The sequence below is a fragment of the Scandinavium hiltneri genome (assembly GCF_024764835.1).
Taxonomy (GTDB): domain Bacteria; phylum Pseudomonadota; class Gammaproteobacteria; order Enterobacterales; family Enterobacteriaceae; genus Scandinavium; species Scandinavium hiltneri.
The window spans coordinates 975,472-995,711 of the sequence record NZ_JALIGE010000076.1 but is presented as its reverse complement, the minus strand read 5'-3'; the positions used below and the strand labels follow the sequence as shown (position 1 = coordinate 995,711).

Below are 20,240 nucleotides of genomic sequence, written 5' to 3'. Positions count from 1 at the left end.
CTCCTGTTAGCGCGTCATGCGTGCCAGTACGTTTTCAATATTCTCCAGCGCGTCACGACAGCGTGCCAGCCGGGCGCTAAACGCCTCGACTTCCCTGGTAAGCCGTTGCTGATCCGCAAGCGTAGTGGCCTGCGCTAACTGCTGGCGGCGTTGCTGCGTCATCTCCAGCAGGCGGCGCTCAAACTCCTGATGCTGAAGCCGCTTACGCTGCCAGCGGGTCAACGCCGGGGAACCATTGTCCCAGCCGCGCAGTTGCCAGGCGGCACTTTCTCGGGCGATGGCTTCCAACTGGGAAACCAGATGTTCCGCCAGCCACTGCACCTGCTCAAACTGCTGTTTTTCGACTGCCAGGTGCAACGCTTTCAAATTGCCTCGCGCCTCTTCCACGCAGGCCTGTAAGAATGAACTGCGGGTGCGGAAAAGCTGCCGGTCGAAGCGGGCGCCAAGGGTGGCATGAAACGCCATCGGGGCGACCTCGGTTTCGAGCCGCGACAGTTGCGCATCCAGCGATTGCAGTAACAGGTCAGTTTTCATGTTTTCTCCCTCGAAAGGACGGTGGCCTGTGCTACATTTGCCGTTATGAAACGGACCATTCTAAACATCATTGGCTGGCTGGCGGTAGTCCTTGGCACTCTGGGCGTGTTTTTACCGCTCCTGCCGACTACGCCTTTCATCTTGCTGGCGGCCTGGTGCTTTGCGCAATCTTCACCGCGCTTTCACGACTGGCTGCTGTATCGCTCGTGGTTTGGCGGCTATTTACGTCACTGGCAGCAGCATAAAGCGATGCCGCCAGGGGCGAAATCGCGCGCCATTGTGGTCACGCTTGTGACCTTCGCATTTTCGCTGTGGCTGGTGAAGATGTTATGGGTGCGATTTTTGCTACTGGGGATCCTCGCCTGCCTGCTGATTTTCCTGTGGCGTATTCCAGTGGTTGATGCAAAACAACAAAAATAATAATGCTGGTAATGGTTATTGCATTTCTGTTTGACTGCCAGTACATTCTGGCGTTTTCGAGCACGGGCCCAGTGGGTTAAAAGTTAATCAAGTGTAACTTGATACCGCAGAAAAGGCGCCTTGTGAGTAACACCGTTTTAATCAGGCATACACCTATGACCGCAACAGCACAGCAGCTTGAATTTCTGAAAAACAGCATCAAAAGCATCCAGGACTATCCGAAACCTGGCATTCTTTTCCGCGATGTCACCAGTTTGCTGGAAGACCCGAAAGCCTATGCGCTCAGCATTGAACTGCTGACCGAGCGTTTTAAAAGCATGGGTATCACCAAAGTGGTGGGTACCGAGGCGCGTGGCTTCCTGTTTGGTGCTCCGGTCGCGCTGGCGATGGGCGTAGGTTTTGTACCGGTACGTAAGCCAGGCAAACTGCCGCGTGAAACTATCGCTGAAAGCTACGAGCTGGAATACGGCACCGATCAGCTGGAGATCCACATCGATGCTATCCAGCCTGGCGACAAAGTGCTGGTGGTGGACGATTTGCTGGCAACCGGCGGGACCATCGAAGCGACCGTGAAGCTGATCCGCCGTCTGGGTGGCGAAGTCACCGACGCTGCGTTCATCATCAATCTGTTCGATCTGGGCGGCGAACAGCGCCTGGAAAACCAGGGTATCAACTGCTACAGCCTGGTCCCTTTCCCGGGTCATTGATCAGTCTATCTTATTTGCCATTTTGGCCCCGGGCAGTGCTCAAAATCCTCACGTACTCTGTGTACGCTCCGGTTTTTGCGCGCTGGCCGTGACCAAACTGGCTGCAACGATAACGACTGATAAGTGAAGGCAAGACACAGCTGTCAACGCAAAGCAGAAGTGGCACCTTCACTGCGAGACAGAGATGTCCTGTCGAAGTTCAAAGGATCCGTTTGACCGCTTCGGTATAAACATCCGAGCGCTCTCTTTTCCCGACAGATACAACAAAGACGACAACCTTTTCATCGATGACCTGATATACCAGTCGATAACCAGAGGACCTGAGTTTTATCTTGTAGCAATCAGGCATCCCACGTAGCTTGTTAGCTTCAATGCGTGGAGATTTGAGCACCTCTGCCAGCTTCTTTTTCAGTTGTTCTCTGACAGTCGCGCCAAGTTTATGCCATTCCTTTAATGCACGTTCGTCAAAGTCCAGAAAATACGCCATCAGAGATCGTCCAGAGTCACGCGAACAGGCCTAGGATTACGAAGGCGCTCTTTCACTATCTCCACAAGTTCGGCATCTTCATCACTCAGGAGTGTCTGTTTGAACGGCAAACGTTCATTGTCAGCGATATATTCAAGCATCAGGCGAAGCGCTTCCGAGGGCGTTACCCCCATTTTTTCCAGTGCAGCGTAAGAACGAGCTTTAAGTTCATCGTCGATACGTAGGTTAATGCTACCCATGTCTCACACCTCTTGTAAATACAAATGTCATTACAAGTATTGCACTGCTGTATACATATAGCAAGCCGCACAGGACGTCATGAACGCCAGTCGTCAGGATGGTGATACCAGGCCACTTCGAGCCAAAAGTAGATACCTCTAAAGCAGAATGTGTAAGTCAATGACCCTTGAGTTAGTTAGCTATACCTCTGAAATGTTTCAAAAGACGCAGCAACCGCTTCTGATCCTCCGTTAGCACTGATTTTATTAAATAAAAAAGGGCGAGTTCTCTCGCCCTTCGTCACCGGAACACGTTTAGTTCAGCCGGTTACCTTTTTCATCAACCACCTTCTCACCGTCCTCTTTCGTGAACGCGCTTTTCTGTGCATCGGGAAGAATATCCAGCACGACTTCAGAAGGGCGGCATAGCCGGGTACCCAGCGGCGTCACCACGATGGGGCGATTGATCAGAACTGGGTGCTGCAACATAAAATCGATTAACTGCTCGTCAGTAAAGCGGTCTTCCGCCAGCCCTAGCGCTTCAAAAGGTTCGACATTCTTACGCAGCAGCGCTCGCACCGTGATCCCCATATCCGCAATGAGTTTTACCAGTTCATCTCGTGATGGTGGGGTCTCAAGATAATGAATAACGGTCGGCTCTGTACCGCTGTTGCGGATCATTTCAAGGGTATTGCGTGACGTGCCGCAGGCCGGGTTGTGATAAATGGTAATGTTGCTCATATCAGTATCTCATTACATAGTGAAAGACAGACGAAGCGCCAGTGCTGCCAGCGTGACAAACAGCACGGGGATTGTCATGACAATGCCCACCCGGAAGTAATATCCCCAGGTAATTTTGATGTTTTTCTGCGACAGAACGTGCAGCCACAGTAACGTTGCCAGACTGCCGATAGGGGTAATTTTTGGCCCCAGGTCGCTGCCGATGACGTTGGCGTAAATCATCGCTTCTTTGATAACACCGGTCGCTGTGCTGCCATCAATCGACAGCGCCCCGACCAGCACGGTCGGCATATTGTTCATCACCGATGACAGGAAGGCCGTCAGGAAGCCCGTACCCAGCGTTGCCGCCCATAATCCCTGCTCTGCCAGCTGATTCAGCACGGATGAAAGATAGTGGGTCAGACCGGCATTTCGTAAGCCGTAGACCACCAGGTACATCCCCAGCGAGAAGATAACGATTTGCCAGGGCGCACCACGCAGCACCTTACCGGTGTTAATGGCATGCCCTTTTTTCGCAACAGCAAACAGAAGCAATGCACCAGCGGCTGCGACCAGACTGACCGGTACGCCCAGCGGCTCCAGTCCGAAGAATCCCACCAGAAGCAACACCAGAACCAGCCAGCCGGTTTTAAAGGTATTCACATCACGTATAGCGTCTTTCGGTTCTTTCAACAGAGAAACGTCGTAAACGGCGGGAATGTCTTTACGGAAAAACAGATGCAGCATCACCAGCGTAGCCGCAATCGCGGCAAGGTTAACCGGGACCATCACGGCGGCATATTCGGAGAAACCAAGCTTAAAGAAATCCGCCGAGACGATGTTTACCAGGTTTGAGACAATCAGCGGCAGGCTTGCCGTGTCAGCGATAAACCCTGCGGCCATGATAAACGCTAAGGTTGCCCCCCGGCTGAATCCCAGCGCCAGCAGCATCGCGATAACGATAGGTGTCAGGATCAGTGCCGCACCGTCGTTGGCAAACAGTGCCGCAACCATCGCCCCAAGCAGGACGATCCAGGTGAAGAGCAGCCGCCCCCGGCCATTCCCCCAACGGGCAACGTGCAGCGCGGCCCATTCAAAGAAGCCGGATTCGTCGAGCAGAAGACTGATGATGATCACGGCAATAAAGGTGGCGGTCGCATTCCACACTATCTGCCAGACCACCGGAATATCCCCCAGATGAACGACGCCAGTCAGCAATGCCAGAATTGCGCCCAGTGAGGCACTCCAGCCAATCCCCAGCCCTCTGGGTTGCCAGATAACCAGGACGAGCGTGAATAAAAAGATAGCACCAGCCAGTAACATCAGAAACTCCATTCACATTTGTTTATTCGAATATATACATCTTCAGCAGGAGGCAGATGCCACGCTACTGAGCTTGTTGCGTATGTTTTCTCGTTCACAGTTCCAGGCTGTATCAATAATACCCGCAGCCCATGCTGGCATGTGTGGCGACAGTCGGTAATGCACCCATTTTCCTTCGCGACGGTCGATGACCAGTTCTGCTTCGCGTAACAGTGCCATATGTCGGGATATTTTGGGCTGAGACTCTGCGGTTGCCGCACAAATGTCACAGACGCACATTTCACCGGACTCCCTGAGAAGCATCACGATAGTTGAACGGGTTTCGTCGGCGAGCAGTTTAAAAAGCTGGACAGGCTGTAGCATGCTTAACCTCGTTAAAAAATAACAATATATATGATATTCCATATGTGATAATTTTTAAAGCATAGCTTATTAAATGGAGATTTTTTATGACCGACTTACCGGCAATCGAACCGGCTTATTTTGATGATGCGCTGGCCAGCAAACTTATGGGCAACAACGAAACCATGCCGCGTATTCTCATCCTTTATGGCTCAGTACGAGAGCGGTCCTACAGCCGTTTTGCAGCGGAAGAGGCCGGACGGTTGCTGGCAAAGATGGGCGCTGAGGTGAAAATATTTAACCCATCCGGTCTGCCGTTACCCGATGATGCCCCGGAAAGTCACCCCAAAGTGCTTGAACTCCGCGAGCTGGTCAGGTGGTGTGACGGAATGGTGTGGAGTTCTCCGGAAAGGCATGGCGCCATGAGCTCAGTGATGAAGGCCCAGATTGACTGGATACCCCTGAGTGAAGGTGCTGTTCGTCCGTCCCAGGGCAAAACGCTGGCGGTGATGCAGGTTTGTGGTGGTTCACAGTCGTTTAACACGGTCAATCAGATGCGGATACTTGGCCGCTGGATGCGGATGTTCACCATCCCCAATCAGTCGTCAGTGCCAAAGGCATGGCAGGAATTCGATGATGAAGGGCGCATGAAACCGTCAGCCTGGTACGACAGGATTGTCGACGTTACTGAAGAGTTGTTCAAAATGACGTTACTCCTGAAAGGGCACTCTGGCTATCTCGCTGACCGTTACAGCGAAAGAAAAGAGAGCCATCAGGAGCTCTCTGCGAGGGTCAATCAGGCCAAAATATAATCCTCATATTATTAGGGTGAAACAGTCAGAGGAAAGACGTTATGCTTTTGCTGAATCGATTCCCGTAGTAAGATAGAGACTACAGGGGATGGCATTCCCCCTTGAACCGCCATGTGGCTAATGATGCCTGCTTTTATTCCCGGACCGGGAAGAGGCAGGCGTATCGTTTTATCAGCCATGCAGCGTTGCGTGTCCGGGATGATTAACCATCTGAGGATGCTTCAATGCGCTCAAATCACTTCCTGCTCAATAATTCAATCAGTTCTCTTGCGCAATGGCTTGGCCTTGCTTTTCTGATTGCCGTGCTGACCGGCACAGCTTCTGCGTTCTTTCTGTTTTCCCTTGACTGGGCTACTGCGACCCGGCTCAGCCACCACTGGCTTATCTGGTTGCTTCCTGTTGCAGGATTTGCCGTGGGATGGGTTTATCTGCGCTACGGCAGCGCTGTAGAGGGCGGAAACAACCTCGTGCTCGATGAGATTCATGATCCGCAAAAAATTATCAGTCTGCGCATGGCCCCCCTGGTCTTGACAGGCACGGTCGTTTCGCACCTCTTTGGTGCCTCTGTCGGGCGAGAAGGGACCGCGGTACAGATGGGGGCATCCATTGCCGATCAGTTTACTCGCCTGTTTGGCCTGACGCCGGATACCCGACGCATTGTCCTGATGGCTGGTATCAGCGCCGGTTTCTCATCAGTATTTGGTACCCCTCTCGCGGGCGCCATTTTTGGGCTTGAGGTTCTGGCTGTAGGGCGGATGAATTACAACGCACTGATACCGTGTATTTTCGCTGCCATTGTGGCCGATCAGACTGGATTGTTATGGGGAGTACATCATACCTATTACGCCGTCTCACTTATTCCTCATATGTCTGCCTGGACACTGATTGCTGTCATTATCGCCGGTGGGCTCTTTGGTCTGACTGCCAGGGCTTTTGCCAGCGCAACACATGCCATCGGCAGTTTCATGAAGAAAACTATCCATTATGCGCCGCTGAGACCGTTCATTGGCGGGCTGGTAGTGGCTGTGGCGGTCTTTTGTCTGGGAGCCGATCGTTATATCGGTCTGGGTATACCCGTTATCATTGACGCCTTTCATCAGCCTCTGGCGCCATGGGATTTCCTGGGCAAACTGGTATTTACCGTCACATCTCTGGGGGCAGGTTTTAAAGGTGGGGAAGTCACACCGCTCTTCTATATTGGAGCCACACTGGGTAACGCGCTGGCTCCCCTGCTGCATTTACCGGTCAGTTTTCTGGCGGGGATTGGCTTTGTGGCCGTCTTTGCCGGAGCTGCGAATACCCCTGTGGCTTCAACACTGATGGCGATTGAGTTATTTGGCTCTGAGATGGGCATTTATGCTGCTCTGGCATGCGCTGTTGCCTGGCTGATATCGGGTTATACCGGCATTTATCGTTCCCAGCGCGTAGCCTGCCTGAAACATGGCTTCGTGCCGGAGAACATTAAACTTGCAGATGTCCCGGCCTGGGTGGCAACCCACGCTGGTTCCCGGAAGCAGAAAAGCAGTGAAACCAGCGCGGTGGAGGTGAGTGAGTGATGATGCATACGCTAGCGACGCTACGGATATATATTCCATCAGGCACCCGGGTAAAAGCATCGGGATTTGTGAAAAAACTGACGGCTCCACCGTTGAGCCATTATCTGCTTCGGCAGGCCCGGGCAGAGGGCATACCTCAGGCTATCATTAACAACGTAAGCGCAGGTTATCTTGCCGGGATGAAAATAAGCTATTCCCATCAGGAGATTAAGGCAGGTGCTCACCCAGAATGTCTTGAACTGATTGGGCATGTTGCTGAATTAAAAAAATTCATCGCCAATTATGAAGAACATCTCGAAGGGTTGCGCTGCATCATCTCAATGTCTGAGGAACATACCATCGCTTCAGAAGAAATATTATCATGAATGAAATACATCCGTTGTAATAGCTCGGGCCGCTCTGAATCACAATGGGTTTAAAGGCAACTGCGAGCAAGTATTGGGCTGGGATTAGCCCATTACTTGCAGATAAGGACAAATATTATGAACAACCGTTCTTTGCTCTTAGCAGGCATTGGCCATAACAAATGAGATTTACCATAACGCTCTAATTGCACGCACCGTCAAAACGCGCTCAGGGCGTTTCTGACGAATAACCGGTAAAAAGGGTAACAAACCACCCGAAAACCCGCCAGAAACGCACAGGCAGCATTTTACCCCACTGCATGACTATTCAGGTAAATGAATCAGTGCCGGATTCATCCTGATTTGTCCCTGTCAGCCTTCTTTCTGGATAATTTCGGCGGTTTTACCGGATCTCTGCTCTGCGTTATGAGAGTGGTCCAGGAGTGGCCAGCAGCCGGTTTTACATTAAACTTGGATCGCAGGTCGAAACACGCAATTTCAACCCGCTCATGGGCACTCTCCTCTTCATCGAAAGGTATGGGCTTCGGCCCCTTCATAGTCAGTCTCGCAGCAAGAAAACATGAGCAAATGTAACTAAAGGTCAGTGTTTTTTTGAGCATATTTCTGAAAATGTCTAAACCAGATTGCGGAAGTATGGTCAGAGTGATTAACTGCGATCCTGTTTTAATATCTGTACTCACTGAACGTTGATCCATGAACAGCAAAAAAGCAATTCAGGCGAAACTGCTTAAATATCATAAAAATATTCTTATAAATCCCCATCATCGCTCGGATATATCAGGTGTAGACCTGCGGTTTATGGATCTCCGGAGACTAAAATTGCGCAATATTAATTTATCGGGATGCGATCTTTCGTTCAGTGACCTGCGGGGGGCCGATTTCTCTTATGCCTCTCTGACAGGAGCAAATCTAAGTCACTGTAAAACTGAAGGCGCTATTTTTAGTCATGCAGACTGTACCGGCGTAGATTTTTCCGGTTGTGACGTGCCTGAAACCAGGTTTACCGGGGTACTGATGGAACGAGAGAATGCTGACACTGACACTTTGTTATCCCGGCCGCTCATTTCCGTCTATATGCCTACCTGGAACCGAGAGGCGCTGACTATCCGGGCCATACAGTCGGTGTTGAAGCAGGACTACGAATACTGGGAACTCATTATAATCGACGATTTCTCATCGTCATTTGAGAAACTCCAGACGTATATCGCCAATCTGAATGACCCACGTATAACCTATATCCGCAATGAATTTAATTCCGGGGCCTGTGCCGTCAGAAATCAGGCGATACGAATGGCCCGAGGTTACTTGATAACGGGTCTGGATGATGATGATGAATGGCTGCCTAAACGCTTGTCCTCTTTTCTTGCCTGCCAGCATAAACTTCAACAGCACGGTTTTTTATACGCCAATGATTACCTCTGCGACAGTACCGGCTACCACCATCCTGATGAGTTGCAGGTATATCCGAAGCCGGCCTATAAAAAGAGCCTGTTTGATAAGCGGAATATTATCGGCAATCAGATGCTGACCTTAACCAGCAGGATGCAGCAGGTTCTGTTCGACGAGCGGCTTACGGCTGCCCAGGATTACGATGCCTTTTACCGTCTGGCAGAAACCTTCGGTGATCCTTTTAAGCTTGATGCGATCACTCAGGTGCTTTATGTCAATCATGGCGAGGTCCGCATTACCTGCTCAGGACGAAAGTTTGCAGGTTATCTGGATTTTTATCGGAAGCACAAAGCCAAATTAGACGCGTCCAGTAAAAAATATCATCTTTTCACCCTGTACTATATCCGTAATAAAAAGATGCGCCCCCAAACACTGATGAAACTGATGACGCTACGCAATCTGAAACGCTATCTGATGATGTATTCAAGCTTCCGGAACAGGAAATTCTAGTGAGTACAGACGATGAGACGTCTTACGACATTTAGAATCATGGGATTATTTCAAGTTTTAAGTCAGGTAAATGAATCCGTCCTGGATTCATCCTGATTTGTCCGTATCCACTTTCTTTCTGGGTAACTTCGGTGGTTTAACAGGGGACATACTTTGCGTTCTGCGTGTATTCCACGGATGGTCGGCTGCCGGTTTAACATAGAACTTCGAACGCAGGTCGAAACGCGCATTCTCAACCCGCTCATGAACACTCTTCTCGTCATCAAGAGGTAAGGGCTCAGGCCCATCCACATATTTCTCACAGCCAAGTTCCCGGCTGTCGTGCAAGACCGTAATCTCTCCCTGAAAATTCTCACAAACCGTGACGAGCGCATGCCTGAGTCGGTAACCCTGCCCTTCTGAGCGGATCTGATACGCGCAGGTTTTGTACTGGAACGTCAGATTCCTGGACAACACACGGCGGGCCTGATAGGAGAGAATGTAATTCAGTTCTTCCGGAGTGTGATGAATGTCCCGATGGGCATTACCGCCTTCCCGGGGCTGGGATGCAAAGCGGTCATTGTAAGCTTTCACGAATTCCGGCAGCCAGGCGTTAGCCGTTTCGATGTCACTGATATGACGAAGTCGCAGCTCTTTAACCAGCCTGTCCTGCAACGTCTGATTAGCCCGTTCAACCCGACCTTTAGCTTGCGGGGTGTTAGCATGAATCGGCGCTATGCCAAGCGTTTTCACGGCGCGGGTGAACTGCGTCAGCTCACCTTCCCTTTCCGGGTTATTAACACGGAAAATACTGTGTCGATCTGAATACAGGGCGAGAGGGAGTCCATGGTTGCCGAGATAATCTCGCAGAGTTTCCATGTAAGCCCGGGTGGTTTCGGCCGGGGCGAACCGAAGGGCCATCAACGCACTGGTCGCATCATCGATAAAGACGATCAGCGTGCAGCGTGGCCCCCGTGCTTCGAACCAGTCATGCGGAGAGCCATCAATCTGGATCAGCTCCCCATAGCAAGGGCGGCGCTGCCGCCGCTGATAAATACGGGCAATCTTGCGACGACGCTCTCGCCACAGTCCTTCCTCAACCATCCACTTACGCAATGTCTCAGCGGACAGCGCCAGCCCGTGAATTTCCCGCAGCTTCTCGCTGGCGAAGGTGGGCCCAAAATCCGGGTATTTATCCCTGACAAGCGAGATAACGAGTGAGCGAAACTCAGGCGAGAAAGCATTATTGGGACGTTTCCCGCGACGGCGTGAAATCAGCCCCTGAGGGCCTTCAACCCGGTATCGTTGAACAAGACGTTTGACCTGCCGGACCGAAATACCTATTCGCTCCGCAGCCTGGTCCTGAGTGATGTGGCGGCTGACCGACTCCCGAATAATCTGGAGCCGATCGAGCTCTTTGTGACTCATGCTAATTATCTCTTTTGCCATGAAATATCCCCCCAGAATACGATGGGTGACATTTCAGATTTGGTCAAAGGGGACATTACCGCATAGTCTTAACAAGGCAAGACACAGCCTCGCTGATTTTGCCTGTCTATGTTAGCATTACCCTCCTGTATTCCACCTTCCAGCGTTGCAGAGCCTGCCAATGAGTTATCAGGTCTTAGCCCGAAAATGGCGACCACAAACCTTCGCTGACGTTGTCGGCCAGGAACATGTGCTGACCGCACTGGCGAACGGCCTGGCGTCCGGTCGTATCCACCATGCGTATCTGTTTTCCGGCACCCGCGGCGTCGGGAAAACCTCTATTGCCCGCCTGCTGGCGAAAGGACTGAACTGCGAAAGCGGCATCACCGCCACGCCGTGCGGTGTGTGTGATAACTGCCGTGAAATAGAGCAGGGCCGTTTTGTCGATCTGATTGAGATCGATGCCGCCTCGCGCACCAAAGTTGAAGATACCCGTGACCTGCTCGACAACGTGCAGTACGCTCCGGCCCGTGGTCGCTTCAAGGTCTATCTGATCGATGAAGTGCACATGCTCTCGCGTCACAGCTTTAATGCGCTGTTAAAAACGCTGGAAGAGCCACCATCGCACGTAAAATTCCTGCTGGCGACGACCGATCCGCAAAAGCTGCCGGTGACTATCCTTTCCCGCTGCCTGCAATTCCATCTGAAGGCGATCGATGTCGATCAGATTCGTCATCAGTTGGAACATATTCTCGGCGAAGAGAAAATTGTTTCCGAAACGCGCGCTTTGCAGCTGTTGGCTCGTGCGGCCGATGGCAGCCTGCGTGACGCGCTGAGCCTCACCGATCAGGCAATTGCCAGCGGTGACGGACAGCTGACCGCCGCCAGCGTAAGCACCATGCTTGGCACGCTCGACGACGATCAGGCGCTGTCACTGATTGAAGCGCTGGTCGGTGCCAACGGCGAGCAGGTAATGGCGCTTATCCACGAGGCCGCGTCTCGCGGTATCGAATGGGAAGCGCTGTTGGTCGAAATGCAAAGCCTGCTGCACCGCATTGCGATGGTGCAGCTGTCGCCGTCGGCCCTCGGCAGCGACATGGCGCCGGTAGAGCACCGGATGCGCGAGCTGGCGCGAACCGTGCCGCCCGCCGATATTCAACTGTATTACCAGACGCTGCTGATGGGCCGCAAAGAGCTGCCGTATGCGCCGGACCGCCGGATGGGTATCGAAATGACCCTGCTGCGTGCGTTGGCGTTCCATCCGCGCCAGCCGTTGCCAGAACCGGAAGTCCAGCCGCAGTCGTTTGCTCCCGTCGCGCCGACGGCGGTGATGCACCCGACGCAGGTCGCGGCCCAGCAAGCGCCAGCCGCGCCTGCGTATCAAAGCGAAACGCTACCGGATTCTACCAGCCAGGTGCTGGCGGCCCGCAGCCAATTGCAACGCGCTCAGGGAGCACCCAAAGCAAAAAAGAGTGAACCGGCAGCCGCATCCCGCGCGCGGCCGGTGAACAATGCTGCGTTGGAGAGACTGGCCTCGGTCACGGAACGCGTACAGACGCGCCCATCTTCGACGGCGCTGGAAGAACAGCGTCCGCAGAAAAAAGAAGCATACCGCTGGAAAGCGACCACCATTACCGAAGTGGTGAAGGAAGAGGTCGCCACGCCGAAGGCGCTGAAGAAAGCGCTGGAGCATGAGAAAACGCCAGAGCTCGCCGCGAAACTTGCGGTCGAAGCGGTGGAGCGCGACGGCTGGGCGGCAGAAGTAAGTCAGCTTAAATTGCCTAAACTGGTAGAACAGGTCGCGCTGAATGCGTGGAAAGAGCAGAGCGGGAACAGTGTCTGCCTGCACCTGCGTCCGTCACAGCGTCATCTGAATAACGGCGGGGCGCTCAAGGTTCTGACCGAAGCGATGAGCGAATTAACCGGCGCGCCGGTTGAACTGACCATCGTTGAAGATGATAATCCCGCGGTGCGTACGCCGCTTGAGTGGCGTCAGGCCATTTATGAAGAAAAGCTCGCGCAGGCACGCGAGGCGATCGTTGCCGATAACAACATTCAGACCCTGCGTCGTTTCTTCGATGCGGATCTGGATGAAGACAGTATTCGACCCATTTGACTGTAAGCCCGGCTTACGGTTTTACCTTTAACATGACTGACTGAGAGATAAGCCTATGTTTGGTGGAAAAGGCGGTCTGGGTAACCTGATGAAACAGGCCCAGCAGATGCAAGAAAAAATGCAGAAAGCGCAGGAAGAAATTGCTCAACTGGAAGTGACCGGTGAGTCTGGTGCGGGCCTGGTAAAGGTCACCATCAACGGCGCGCACAACTGCCGTCGCGTTGAGATCGACCCAAGTCTGCTCGAAGATGACAAAGACATGCTGGAAGATTTGGTCGCTGCCGCGTTCAACGACGCAGCACGCCGCATCGAAGAAACCCAGAAAGAGAAAATGGCCGGTGTTTCCTCAGGAATGCAGCTGCCACCAGGCTTTAAAATGCCGTTCTAATGTCATCCACACCCTCTCCCCGGAGAGGGTGTTCTTTTTTAGCTATTCCTCGTCAAACCCCGCGTAACACTCAGCCAGAAAATCAATTAACGCCCGCACCGCCGGAAGCTGTCCTCGTCGTGAAGGAAAGACCGCGTGAATAATTTCGCGTCGCGTTCGCCACTCTGGCAACAGAGGCACCAGCATTCCTGCCGCAATCTGCTCTTTCAGCATCAACCGTGGCAACTGCACAATGCCGACTCCGGCCAGCGCTGCACTGCGTAGCGCAATCATATCGGTAGTGATAAACCGTGGCGTGTGGTGCAAGGTGACGTCCTGGTTATCCGGCCCGTACAAACACCAGCGATAAACCTGTTGCGGCTTGCTTAAGGCGAGGCTCGGCCAGGGCTGGAGATCGGCGGGCGATGCCGGGGCACCATACTGAGCAACCAGCGTCGGGCTCGCGACCAGACACATACTTCTGTCGGCCAGCTTGCGCATCACCAGATCGCTGTCTTCCAGCGGAAGCGGACGCACGCGAATGGCGATATCAACGTTTTCATTCAGCACATCCACCTGACGGTTGGTTTCTTCCAACTGCACCGTGACGTGGGGATAACGCGCCATAAACTGCGCGAGCATCTCGCCGATGTGCACATGCAATAACGTAATCGGGCAGGCCAGGCGAATGACGCCGCGTGGCTCGGCACGCAGCGAATCAATCGCCTCCTGCGCCGCTTCGGCCTCAATCATCATCGCTTTGCAGTGGCGATAGAAAATCTGCCCGGCTTCGGTCACCGTAAAACTGCGCGTCGAGCGCTGGATAAGCCGCGTTTCCAGCCGCTCTTCCAGCAGCGCAATCCGGCGACTCAGGCGTGATTTTGGAATGCCAATCACGCGACTGGCCGGGGAAAATCCGCCGTTATCCACGACTTGCACGAAATACCACAGATCGTTGAGATCCTGCATCTTCATTGTCCTGAATATGGAACACTGAGTTCATTTTTTCAGTCTACCGCAGTCACTGTCTTGTGAGTAAGCTTTATCCCATCGCAACAACCGCAATGGAGCTAACGATGAAATCAATTTTAGGCGTGTACTCAGCCCCGCAGTCCCACTGGGTGGGCGATGGGTTCCCGGTGCGTTCCCTGTTCTCTTACGCAAAATTTGCCAAACAGCTTAGCCCGTTCCTGTTGATGGATTACGCGGGCCCGGCAGATTTTAAACCGAGTAACAAAGGCCAGCGTGGCGTAGATGTGCATCCGCACCGCGGTTTTGAAACGGTCACTATTGTCTACAAAGGCGAAGTGGCGCACCGCGACTCCACCGGTAGCGGTGGGGTGATTGGCCCAGGCGACGTGCAATGGATGACCGCCGGGAGCGGCATTTTGCATGAAGAGTTTCACTCTCCGGCTTTCAGTGAGAAGGGCGGTACGCTGGAAATGGTCCAGCTGTGGGTGAACCTGCCTGCGAAGGATAAATCCACGCCAGCGGCGTATCAGTCGATAACCGACGGTGATATTCCACAGGTGGCGTTGCCGGATAATGCCGGTCTGGCGCGCGTGATTGCCGGTGAACTGGACGGCCATAAAGGCCCGGCGAAAACATTCTCGCCAATGCGCATTCTTGATTTGCGCCTCAACGCCCATAGCACGACCACGCTGACTCTGCCGGATGGCTGGAATACCGCGCTGGTGGTGCTGAAAGGCACGGTGCAGGTGAATGGCCAGGAAATTGCGCGGGAAGCGCAGCTGGTCGTACTGGATGCGAAAGGCGAAAGCGTAACGCTTGAATCCAACAACGACGCCACGGTGCTGCTGCTTAGCGGCGAACCGCTGAATGAGCCGGTAGTGGGCTATGGGCCGTTCGTGATGAATACCCGTGAAGAAATCAACCAGGCTATCGACGATTTCAACCAAGGACGATTCGGCCAGCAGGCCGAGTAAACGTTAACGGCTACCGGCCCGGTAGCCGTTCATTTTCAATCAGATGGAGAACACAATCATGACCCCAGCAAATTTTAACGGCCAAAAGCCAATGATCGACCCGAACGACGCGGTGCTGCTGCTGATCGACCACCAGAGCGGCCTGTTCCAGTTGGTCCACGACATGCCGATGACCACGCTGCGCACCCACGCCACGGTGCTCGCCAAAATGGCGACCCTGGCGAAAATCCCGGTCATCACTACTGCGTCCGTGCCGCAAGGCCCGAACGGACCGCTGATCCCAGAGATCCATAAGTACGCGCCGCATGCGCAGTACGTGCCGCGTAAAGGTGAAATCAACGCCTGGGATAACCCGGAGTTTGTGGCGGCGGTGAAAGCGACCGGTCGCAGCACCCTGATTATCGCCGGGACCGTCACCAGCGTATGCATGGCTTTCCCGGCTATCAGCGCGGTGGCAGACGGCTTTAAAGTCTTCGCGGTGATTGATGCGTCCGGGACCTATTCCAAAATGGCCCAGGAAATCAGCTTGGCGCGAGTGATGCAGGCGGGCGTGGTTCCGCTGGATATGGCGGCAGTAACAGCGGAAATTCAGCACACCTGGAACCGTGATGATGCGATGGAATGGGCCAACCTGTGGTCGGGTGTGTTCACCGAATATCCGCTGCTAATGGAAAGCTACCAGAAGGCACAGGACGTGGTGACGAATCAGGAAACACTGGATTCGCAGCGCGCCTGAGTCATCGCCTCTGCGCGAGCGATCGCGCAGAGGCGTATCTTTTTCTATACCCGTCGCTGGGGCTAATGTTAGGCTATGGCCCACTCTTTTTTTAGAAGTCTGAGCAATGCAAACCAGTCCTTTACTTACCGCCCTTATGGAATCCCTCCGCTGCCTGCCAGGCGTGGGTCCGAAGTCTGCCCAACGCATGGCGTTTACCTTGTTACAACGCGATCGTAGCGGTGGAATGCGCCTGGCGCAGGCGCTGACTCGGGCAATGTCTGAAATTGGCCACTGTGCTGATTGCCGGACCTTCACCGAGCAGGACGTGTGTAACATTTGCTCGAACCCACGTCGTCAGGAAAACGGCCAGCTTTGCGTGGTCGAGAGTCCAGCGGACATCTACGCCATCGAACAAACCGGGCAGTTTTCCGGGCGTTACTTCGTGCTGATGGGCCATTTGTCACCGCTCGACGGTATCGGCCCGGACGACATCGGCCTCGACAGGCTCGAAGAGCGTTTGAGCAGCGAACAGATGAAAGAAGTGATCCTTGCCACCAACCCGACGGTGGAAGGGGAGGCGACCGCCAACTATATCGCTGAACTCTGCGGGCAATATGGCGTAGAAGCTAGCCGCATCGCGCACGGCGTGCCGGTCGGCGGTGAACTGGAAATGGTCGATGGCACCACGCTGTCGCACTCCCTTGCCGGTCGCCACAAGATTCGTTTTTAACCAATCGGGAGGACAATCGTGTTCTCCCGCTTGAAAAGTTCCTCTCTGAGCCCCATCTCCCCTTCAACGCTTTTTTATTCTATTTAATTGGCATTGAGGAATTTTCCGATGAAAGGACAAGAAACTCGCGGTTTCCAGTCAGAGGTGAAACAGCTTCTGCACCTGATGATCCACTCGCTCTACTCCAATAAAGAAATTTTCCTGCGTGAGCTGATTTCCAACGCCTCCGATGCGGCGGATAAGCTGCGTTTCCGCGCGCTGTCTGACGCCTCCCTGTATGAAGGTGACGGCGAACTGCGCGTGCGCGTTTCGTTCGATCAGGAAAAGCGCACCCTGACCATCGCCGATAACGGTATTGGTATGAACCGCGACGACGTGGTTGATCACCTCGGTACCATCGCCAAATCCGGCACCAAAGCCTTCTTGCAATCCATGGGCTCCGACCAGGCGAAAGACAGCCAGCTGATCGGTCAGTTTGGCGTCGGCTTCTACTCGGCGTTCATCGTGGCGGATAAAGTCACTGTGCGCACTCGTGCGGCAGGCGACAGCGCTGAGAACGGCGTGTTCTGGGAATCCGAAGGCGAAGGTGAATACACCGTGGCCGACATCACCAAGGCCGATCGCGGTACCGAAATCACGCTGCATCTGCGTGAAGGCGAAGACGATTTCCTCAACGACTGGCGCGTTCGTTCGATTATCAGTAAATACTCCGATCACATCGCACTCCCGGTTGAGATTGAGAAAACGGAAGAGGTTGACGGCGAAACCGTCGTGTCATGGGAAAAAATCAACAAAGCCCAGGCGCTGTGGACGCGCAACAAGTCTGAAATTAAAGACGACGAATACAACGAATTCTACAAGCACATCGCCCACGACTTTACCGACCCGCTGGCCTGGAGCCACAACCGCGTGGAAGGTAAACAGGAATACACCAGCCTGCTGTACATTCCGGCGCAGGCCCCGTGGGATATGTGGAACCGTGACCACAAGCATGGCCTGAAACTGTACGTACAGCGCGTGTTCATCATGGACGAAGCCGAGCAGTTCATGCCGAACTACCTGCGCTTTATCCGTGGTCTGATCGACTCCAACGATCTGCCCCTGAACGTGTCCCGTGAAATTCTGCAAGACAGCACCGTTACCCGCAATCTGCGTGCTGCCCTGAGCAAACGCGCGCTGCAGATGCTGGAAAAACTGGCGAAAGATGACGCGGAAAAATACCAGACCTTCTGGAAACAGTTCGGCTTAGTGCTGAAAGAAGGCCCGGCGGAAGATAACGCCAACCAGCAGACCATCGCCAAACTGCTGCGCTTCGCGTCCACCCATACTGATTCTTCCGAGCAGACCGTGTCGCTGGAAGAGTACGTCTCCCGCATGAAAGAAGGGCAGGAGAAGATTTATTACATCACCGCTGACAGCTACGCCGCGGCGAAGAGCAGCCCGCATCTGGAACTGCTGCGTAAGAAAGGCATCGAAGTGCTGCTGTTGTCCGATCGCATCGACGAATGGATGATGAGTTACCTGACCGAGTTTGACGGCAAAGCGTTCCAGTCGGTGGCCAAAGCCGACGAGTCGCTGGATAAGCTGACAGACGACGTGGATGACAGCACCAAGGAAGCCGAAAAAGCGCTGGAGCCATTTGTTGAGCGCGTGAAAAACCTGCTGGGCGAGCGTGTGAAAGAGGTGCGTTTGACGCATCGCCTGACCGATACTCCGGCGATTGTCACCACTGAAGCCGATGAAATGAGCACTCAGATGGCGAAATTGTTCGCGGCGGCGGGCCAGAGCGTGCCGGAAGTGAAGTACCTGTTTGAACTGAACCCGGATCACGCGCTGGTGAAACGCGCCGCCGAGACTCAGGACGACGCGCAGTTTGGCGAATGGGTTGAACTGCTGCTGGATCAGGCGCTGTTTGCCGAGCGCGGCACGCTGGAAGATCCAAACCTGTTTATCAAACGAATGAATACCTTGCTGACTAATTAATTACAAGAATAATGAAAAGCCCCGGAAAATTATTTCGGGGTTTTTTTTATTTCTCGCGATCATTCCCTTGTCTATATGTTGTGAACCTGAATATAGTTTTTAATCTCCTTTTACGGTATTTTCTTGCGGTATTTTCATTTTCCCATTGATTCTATTATTCATAAGGATTTTGTATGCCCGTAACCAATCAATTACCGTCACCTGTCGTCAGGTGTCATGGATATTTTAACAATGTTTACTCCGGCCTGTCTTCGATTCAGGGGGGAAAGCGAGGGTTTCAACCGGAAAATACGCTGATTGTACCCGGAGGTCTGCGAGGGACATTTGATTACTCATCAGAAGAGGCCCTGTATTGCATTAGCGATGGTACAGAAGATGATGTTATTATTAGTATTTATGACCAAATATCAAAGCGAGGGGGTATTTTTTATATAAAAGAGTCCGTTCAGGGGAAGGGGGGGCAATGCTCTGAGTTAGAGAGTTTTATTTCACTATTACAAAATATCGACATAAAGCGTATCTTTGTGACCATTACCGGAGGTGCGACGTTGTCCAGGAATAGCCTGGTGAAATCGGCTCAGACACAACTAAAAAAACTTAAGGTCATAAAAACAACCTGGAATAATTATCTGTGGATCCCCAATAAGTGGCGCTATTGCTGCCATCACTGCTGGATAGTTAAGCTGGATCTGAGTAATGGTGCCGTCAAATCATTTCGGACATCGTACGTTGCGGTGAATAGTTTTATGAATAATGATGATTTTCTCCGGATCTCACGAACGTTAAGAGTCGTAGGCCGTGACGACTTCATTGCTAAATTTTTTAGAAATCATCCTGAGTTTAGAGAAATGCGGGGACGCATTGAGGCAATAGCACAGAAAAAACCCTTTGGCAATATAACGCAATTCATTCAACCTATTGAAAATAGCAATGTATTTGTCTTTGTTTCATGCCCCATACCCACGAATGGGGTAGTAGTGGATATGATTGGGCTGAAGAACGCATTGCGAAGTGGTTGTGCAGAATATGTCATTCTTTACCCTTCAAACCCTCACCCACTTCCGGTAATCCCTGATACTCAGCCTGTTTCTTTTCCCACTGAGGTAGCTTCCCGTTCGATCATCACTCAACGTCGGAAAAAAGGGCAAGCCACCAGCGCCGACCACCCCCCTGCGGTTGCCCGCGAAGGTAAATCGGCAACCCGCTATACGGTGATTGACGATCCCTATTTTAGAGGGCAGCTGGCATTACTTCAGACGTTTGGGAACGATGGCGTCTATAAATCCACACTGAATAAAATTAGTGAAATACGTCAGGATGCGGAAAATGGACGAATACCGGGAAAAATAATAGAGGGTTATCGCATTTGTGATCTTTCAGGGTTGGGTGCTAACGGACGGGGTAACTGGCGTTTATTAATGACGCTGTCGGGGGGAACCGTAACCTTTAAGTCGATTGCCGATTATCATGGCAATCGCTGGCGGACCTGGTGTTAACTGAGGGATCTCAGCTGGCTTTCTTGAGATGAAGACTGCTTTAATGGTAAGGTCACCCCTCAGAAATCTATCCACAAAATCGAAACGAATGGGG

At 52.8% G+C, this 20,240-nt stretch carries 21 protein-coding genes, 1 pseudogene, 1 riboswitch and 1 other annotated feature; of the genes and pseudogenes, 14 read left to right on the top strand and 8 right to left on the bottom strand.

Annotation, left to right across the window (positions count from 1 at the left end; translation table 11 throughout):
* Nucleotides 1-6 precede the first annotated feature (6 nt).
* Nucleotides 7-534, bottom strand: a complete 528-nt coding sequence (gene priC / locus MUU47_RS22120) for a primosomal replication protein N'' (RefSeq protein ID WP_258990303.1) — start codon at nucleotides 532-534, stop codon at nucleotides 7-9.
* A 45-nt stretch (nucleotides 535-579) separates the two neighbouring features.
* Between priC and MUU47_RS22115 the strand changes: the two genes are divergently transcribed.
* Nucleotides 580-954, top strand: coding sequence for a DUF454 family protein (locus tag MUU47_RS22115; protein WP_258990301.1), 375 nt, complete (start codon nucleotides 580-582; stop codon nucleotides 952-954).
* Nucleotides 955-1,109: 155 nt separating this feature from the next.
* Complete coding sequence (gene apt / locus MUU47_RS22110) at nucleotides 1,110-1,661, top strand: adenine phosphoribosyltransferase (protein WP_258990300.1); 552 nt, start codon at nucleotides 1,110-1,112, stop codon at nucleotides 1,659-1,661.
* A 199-nt stretch (nucleotides 1,662-1,860) separates the two neighbouring features.
* Here the strand turns inward: apt and MUU47_RS22105 are convergent, their stop codons facing one another.
* The 5 genes from MUU47_RS22105 to MUU47_RS22085 all read right to left on the bottom strand — a co-directional run bounded on the left by MUU47_RS22105 (nucleotide 1,861) and on the right by MUU47_RS22085 (nucleotide 4,772).
* Nucleotides 1,861-2,148, bottom strand: coding sequence for a type II toxin-antitoxin system RelE family toxin (locus MUU47_RS22105; protein ID WP_159466352.1), 288 nt, complete (start codon nucleotides 2,146-2,148; stop codon nucleotides 1,861-1,863).
* Nucleotides 2,148-2,387, bottom strand: coding sequence for a type II toxin-antitoxin system antitoxin RelB (gene relB / locus MUU47_RS22100; RefSeq protein WP_159466353.1), 240 nt, complete (start codon nucleotides 2,385-2,387; stop codon nucleotides 2,148-2,150). Before relB ends, MUU47_RS22105 begins: the two co-directional genes overlap by 1 nt.
* Before the next feature lie 294 nt (nucleotides 2,388-2,681).
* Entirely contained in the window at nucleotides 2,682-3,107 is a 426-nt protein-coding gene (gene arsC, locus MUU47_RS22095; protein ID WP_159761777.1) for a glutaredoxin-dependent arsenate reductase, read from the bottom strand.
* A 12-nt stretch (nucleotides 3,108-3,119) separates the two neighbouring features.
* The gene (locus tag MUU47_RS22090; protein WP_258990297.1) at nucleotides 3,120-4,409 is read right to left on the bottom strand and encodes an arsenic transporter; all 1,290 of its coding nucleotides are present in this window, start codon (nucleotides 4,407-4,409) and stop codon (nucleotides 3,120-3,122) included.
* Nucleotides 4,410-4,451: 42 nt separating this feature from the next.
* On the bottom strand, nucleotides 4,452-4,772 hold the full coding sequence (locus MUU47_RS22085; RefSeq protein WP_032898385.1) for a transcriptional regulator: 321 nt from the start codon (nucleotides 4,770-4,772) through the stop codon (nucleotides 4,452-4,454).
* A gap of 86 nt (nucleotides 4,773-4,858) precedes the next feature.
* On the opposite strand from MUU47_RS22085, the gene arsH reads away from it, so the two are divergent.
* From arsH to wcaA, 5 genes and pseudogenes are all read left to right on the top strand, one after another.
* On the top strand, nucleotides 4,859-5,563 hold the full coding sequence (gene arsH / locus MUU47_RS22080) for an arsenical resistance protein ArsH (RefSeq protein WP_159761775.1): 705 nt from the start codon (nucleotides 4,859-4,861) through the stop codon (nucleotides 5,561-5,563).
* 75 nt (nucleotides 5,564-5,638) lie between these two features.
* A riboswitch (Fluoride riboswitch) is annotated at nucleotides 5,639-5,700 on the top strand.
* A gap of 87 nt (nucleotides 5,701-5,787) precedes the next feature.
* A complete protein-coding gene (locus MUU47_RS22075) occupies nucleotides 5,788-7,119 on the top strand; it encodes a voltage-gated chloride channel family protein (protein WP_159761774.1) in 1,332 nt (443 codons plus the stop codon).
* Complete coding sequence (locus tag MUU47_RS22070) at nucleotides 7,119-7,484, top strand: hypothetical protein (RefSeq protein ID WP_159761773.1); 366 nt, start codon at nucleotides 7,119-7,121, stop codon at nucleotides 7,482-7,484. The genes MUU47_RS22075 and MUU47_RS22070 overlap by 1 nt, the downstream gene beginning before the upstream one ends.
* Before the next feature lie 693 nt (nucleotides 7,485-8,177).
* Nucleotides 8,178-8,480, top strand: a pseudogene (locus MUU47_RS22065) (pentapeptide repeat-containing protein); the annotation flags it as partial.
* Nucleotides 8,481-8,528: 48 nt separating this feature from the next.
* The gene (wcaA, locus tag MUU47_RS22060; RefSeq protein ID WP_258990588.1) at nucleotides 8,529-9,383 is read left to right on the top strand and encodes a colanic acid biosynthesis glycosyltransferase WcaA; all 855 of its coding nucleotides are present in this window, start codon (nucleotides 8,529-8,531) and stop codon (nucleotides 9,381-9,383) included.
* An 87-nt stretch (nucleotides 9,384-9,470) separates the two neighbouring features.
* On the opposite strand, the gene MUU47_RS22055 is transcribed toward wcaA, so the two are convergent.
* Complete coding sequence (locus tag MUU47_RS22055) at nucleotides 9,471-10,811, bottom strand: ISNCY family transposase (RefSeq protein WP_258990295.1); 1,341 nt, start codon at nucleotides 10,809-10,811, stop codon at nucleotides 9,471-9,473.
* Nucleotides 10,812-10,971: 160 nt separating this feature from the next.
* Here MUU47_RS22055 and dnaX point away from each other — a divergent pair, with 160 nt between their 5' ends.
* Both dnaX and MUU47_RS22045 read left to right on the top strand, forming a co-directional pair.
* Complete coding sequence (gene dnaX, locus MUU47_RS22050) at nucleotides 10,972-12,906, top strand: DNA polymerase III subunit gamma/tau (protein ID WP_258990294.1); 1,935 nt, start codon at nucleotides 10,972-10,974, stop codon at nucleotides 12,904-12,906.
* Nucleotides 12,236-12,300: a sequence feature (DnaX frameshifting element), on the top strand. Its footprint overlaps the gene before it by 65 nt.
* Before the next feature lie 55 nt (nucleotides 12,907-12,961).
* On the top strand, nucleotides 12,962-13,294 hold the full coding sequence (locus tag MUU47_RS22045) for a YbaB/EbfC family nucleoid-associated protein (protein ID WP_110511710.1): 333 nt from the start codon (nucleotides 12,962-12,964) through the stop codon (nucleotides 13,292-13,294).
* A gap of 42 nt (nucleotides 13,295-13,336) precedes the next feature.
* Here the strand turns inward: MUU47_RS22045 and MUU47_RS22040 are convergent, their stop codons facing one another.
* Complete coding sequence (locus MUU47_RS22040) at nucleotides 13,337-14,248, bottom strand: LysR family transcriptional regulator (protein WP_258990293.1); 912 nt, start codon at nucleotides 14,246-14,248, stop codon at nucleotides 13,337-13,339.
* Between the two features lie 101 nt (nucleotides 14,249-14,349).
* Between MUU47_RS22040 and MUU47_RS22035 the strand changes: the two genes are divergently transcribed.
* The 5 genes from MUU47_RS22035 (at nucleotide 14,350) to MUU47_RS22015 (ending at nucleotide 20,146) form a co-directional block, all read left to right on the top strand.
* A complete protein-coding gene (locus MUU47_RS22035) occupies nucleotides 14,350-15,219 on the top strand; it encodes a pirin family protein (protein WP_159773180.1) in 870 nt (289 codons plus the stop codon).
* Nucleotides 15,220-15,274: 55 nt separating this feature from the next.
* A complete protein-coding gene (locus MUU47_RS22030; protein ID WP_258990587.1) occupies nucleotides 15,275-15,955 on the top strand; it encodes an isochorismatase family protein in 681 nt (226 codons plus the stop codon).
* A 106-nt stretch (nucleotides 15,956-16,061) separates the two neighbouring features.
* Nucleotides 16,062-16,667, top strand: a complete 606-nt coding sequence (recR, locus tag MUU47_RS22025) for a recombination mediator RecR (RefSeq protein ID WP_110511713.1) — start codon at nucleotides 16,062-16,064, stop codon at nucleotides 16,665-16,667.
* Nucleotides 16,668-16,775: 108 nt separating this feature from the next.
* Nucleotides 16,776-18,650 (top strand): molecular chaperone HtpG, encoded by a 1,875-nt coding sequence (gene htpG / locus MUU47_RS22020; RefSeq protein ID WP_258990292.1) that lies wholly within the window; start codon nucleotides 16,776-16,778, stop codon nucleotides 18,648-18,650.
* A 173-nt stretch (nucleotides 18,651-18,823) separates the two neighbouring features.
* Nucleotides 18,824-20,146, top strand: a complete 1,323-nt coding sequence (locus tag MUU47_RS22015; protein ID WP_258990291.1) for a hypothetical protein — start codon at nucleotides 18,824-18,826, stop codon at nucleotides 20,144-20,146.
* The last annotated feature ends 94 nt before the right edge of the window (nucleotides 20,147-20,240 follow it).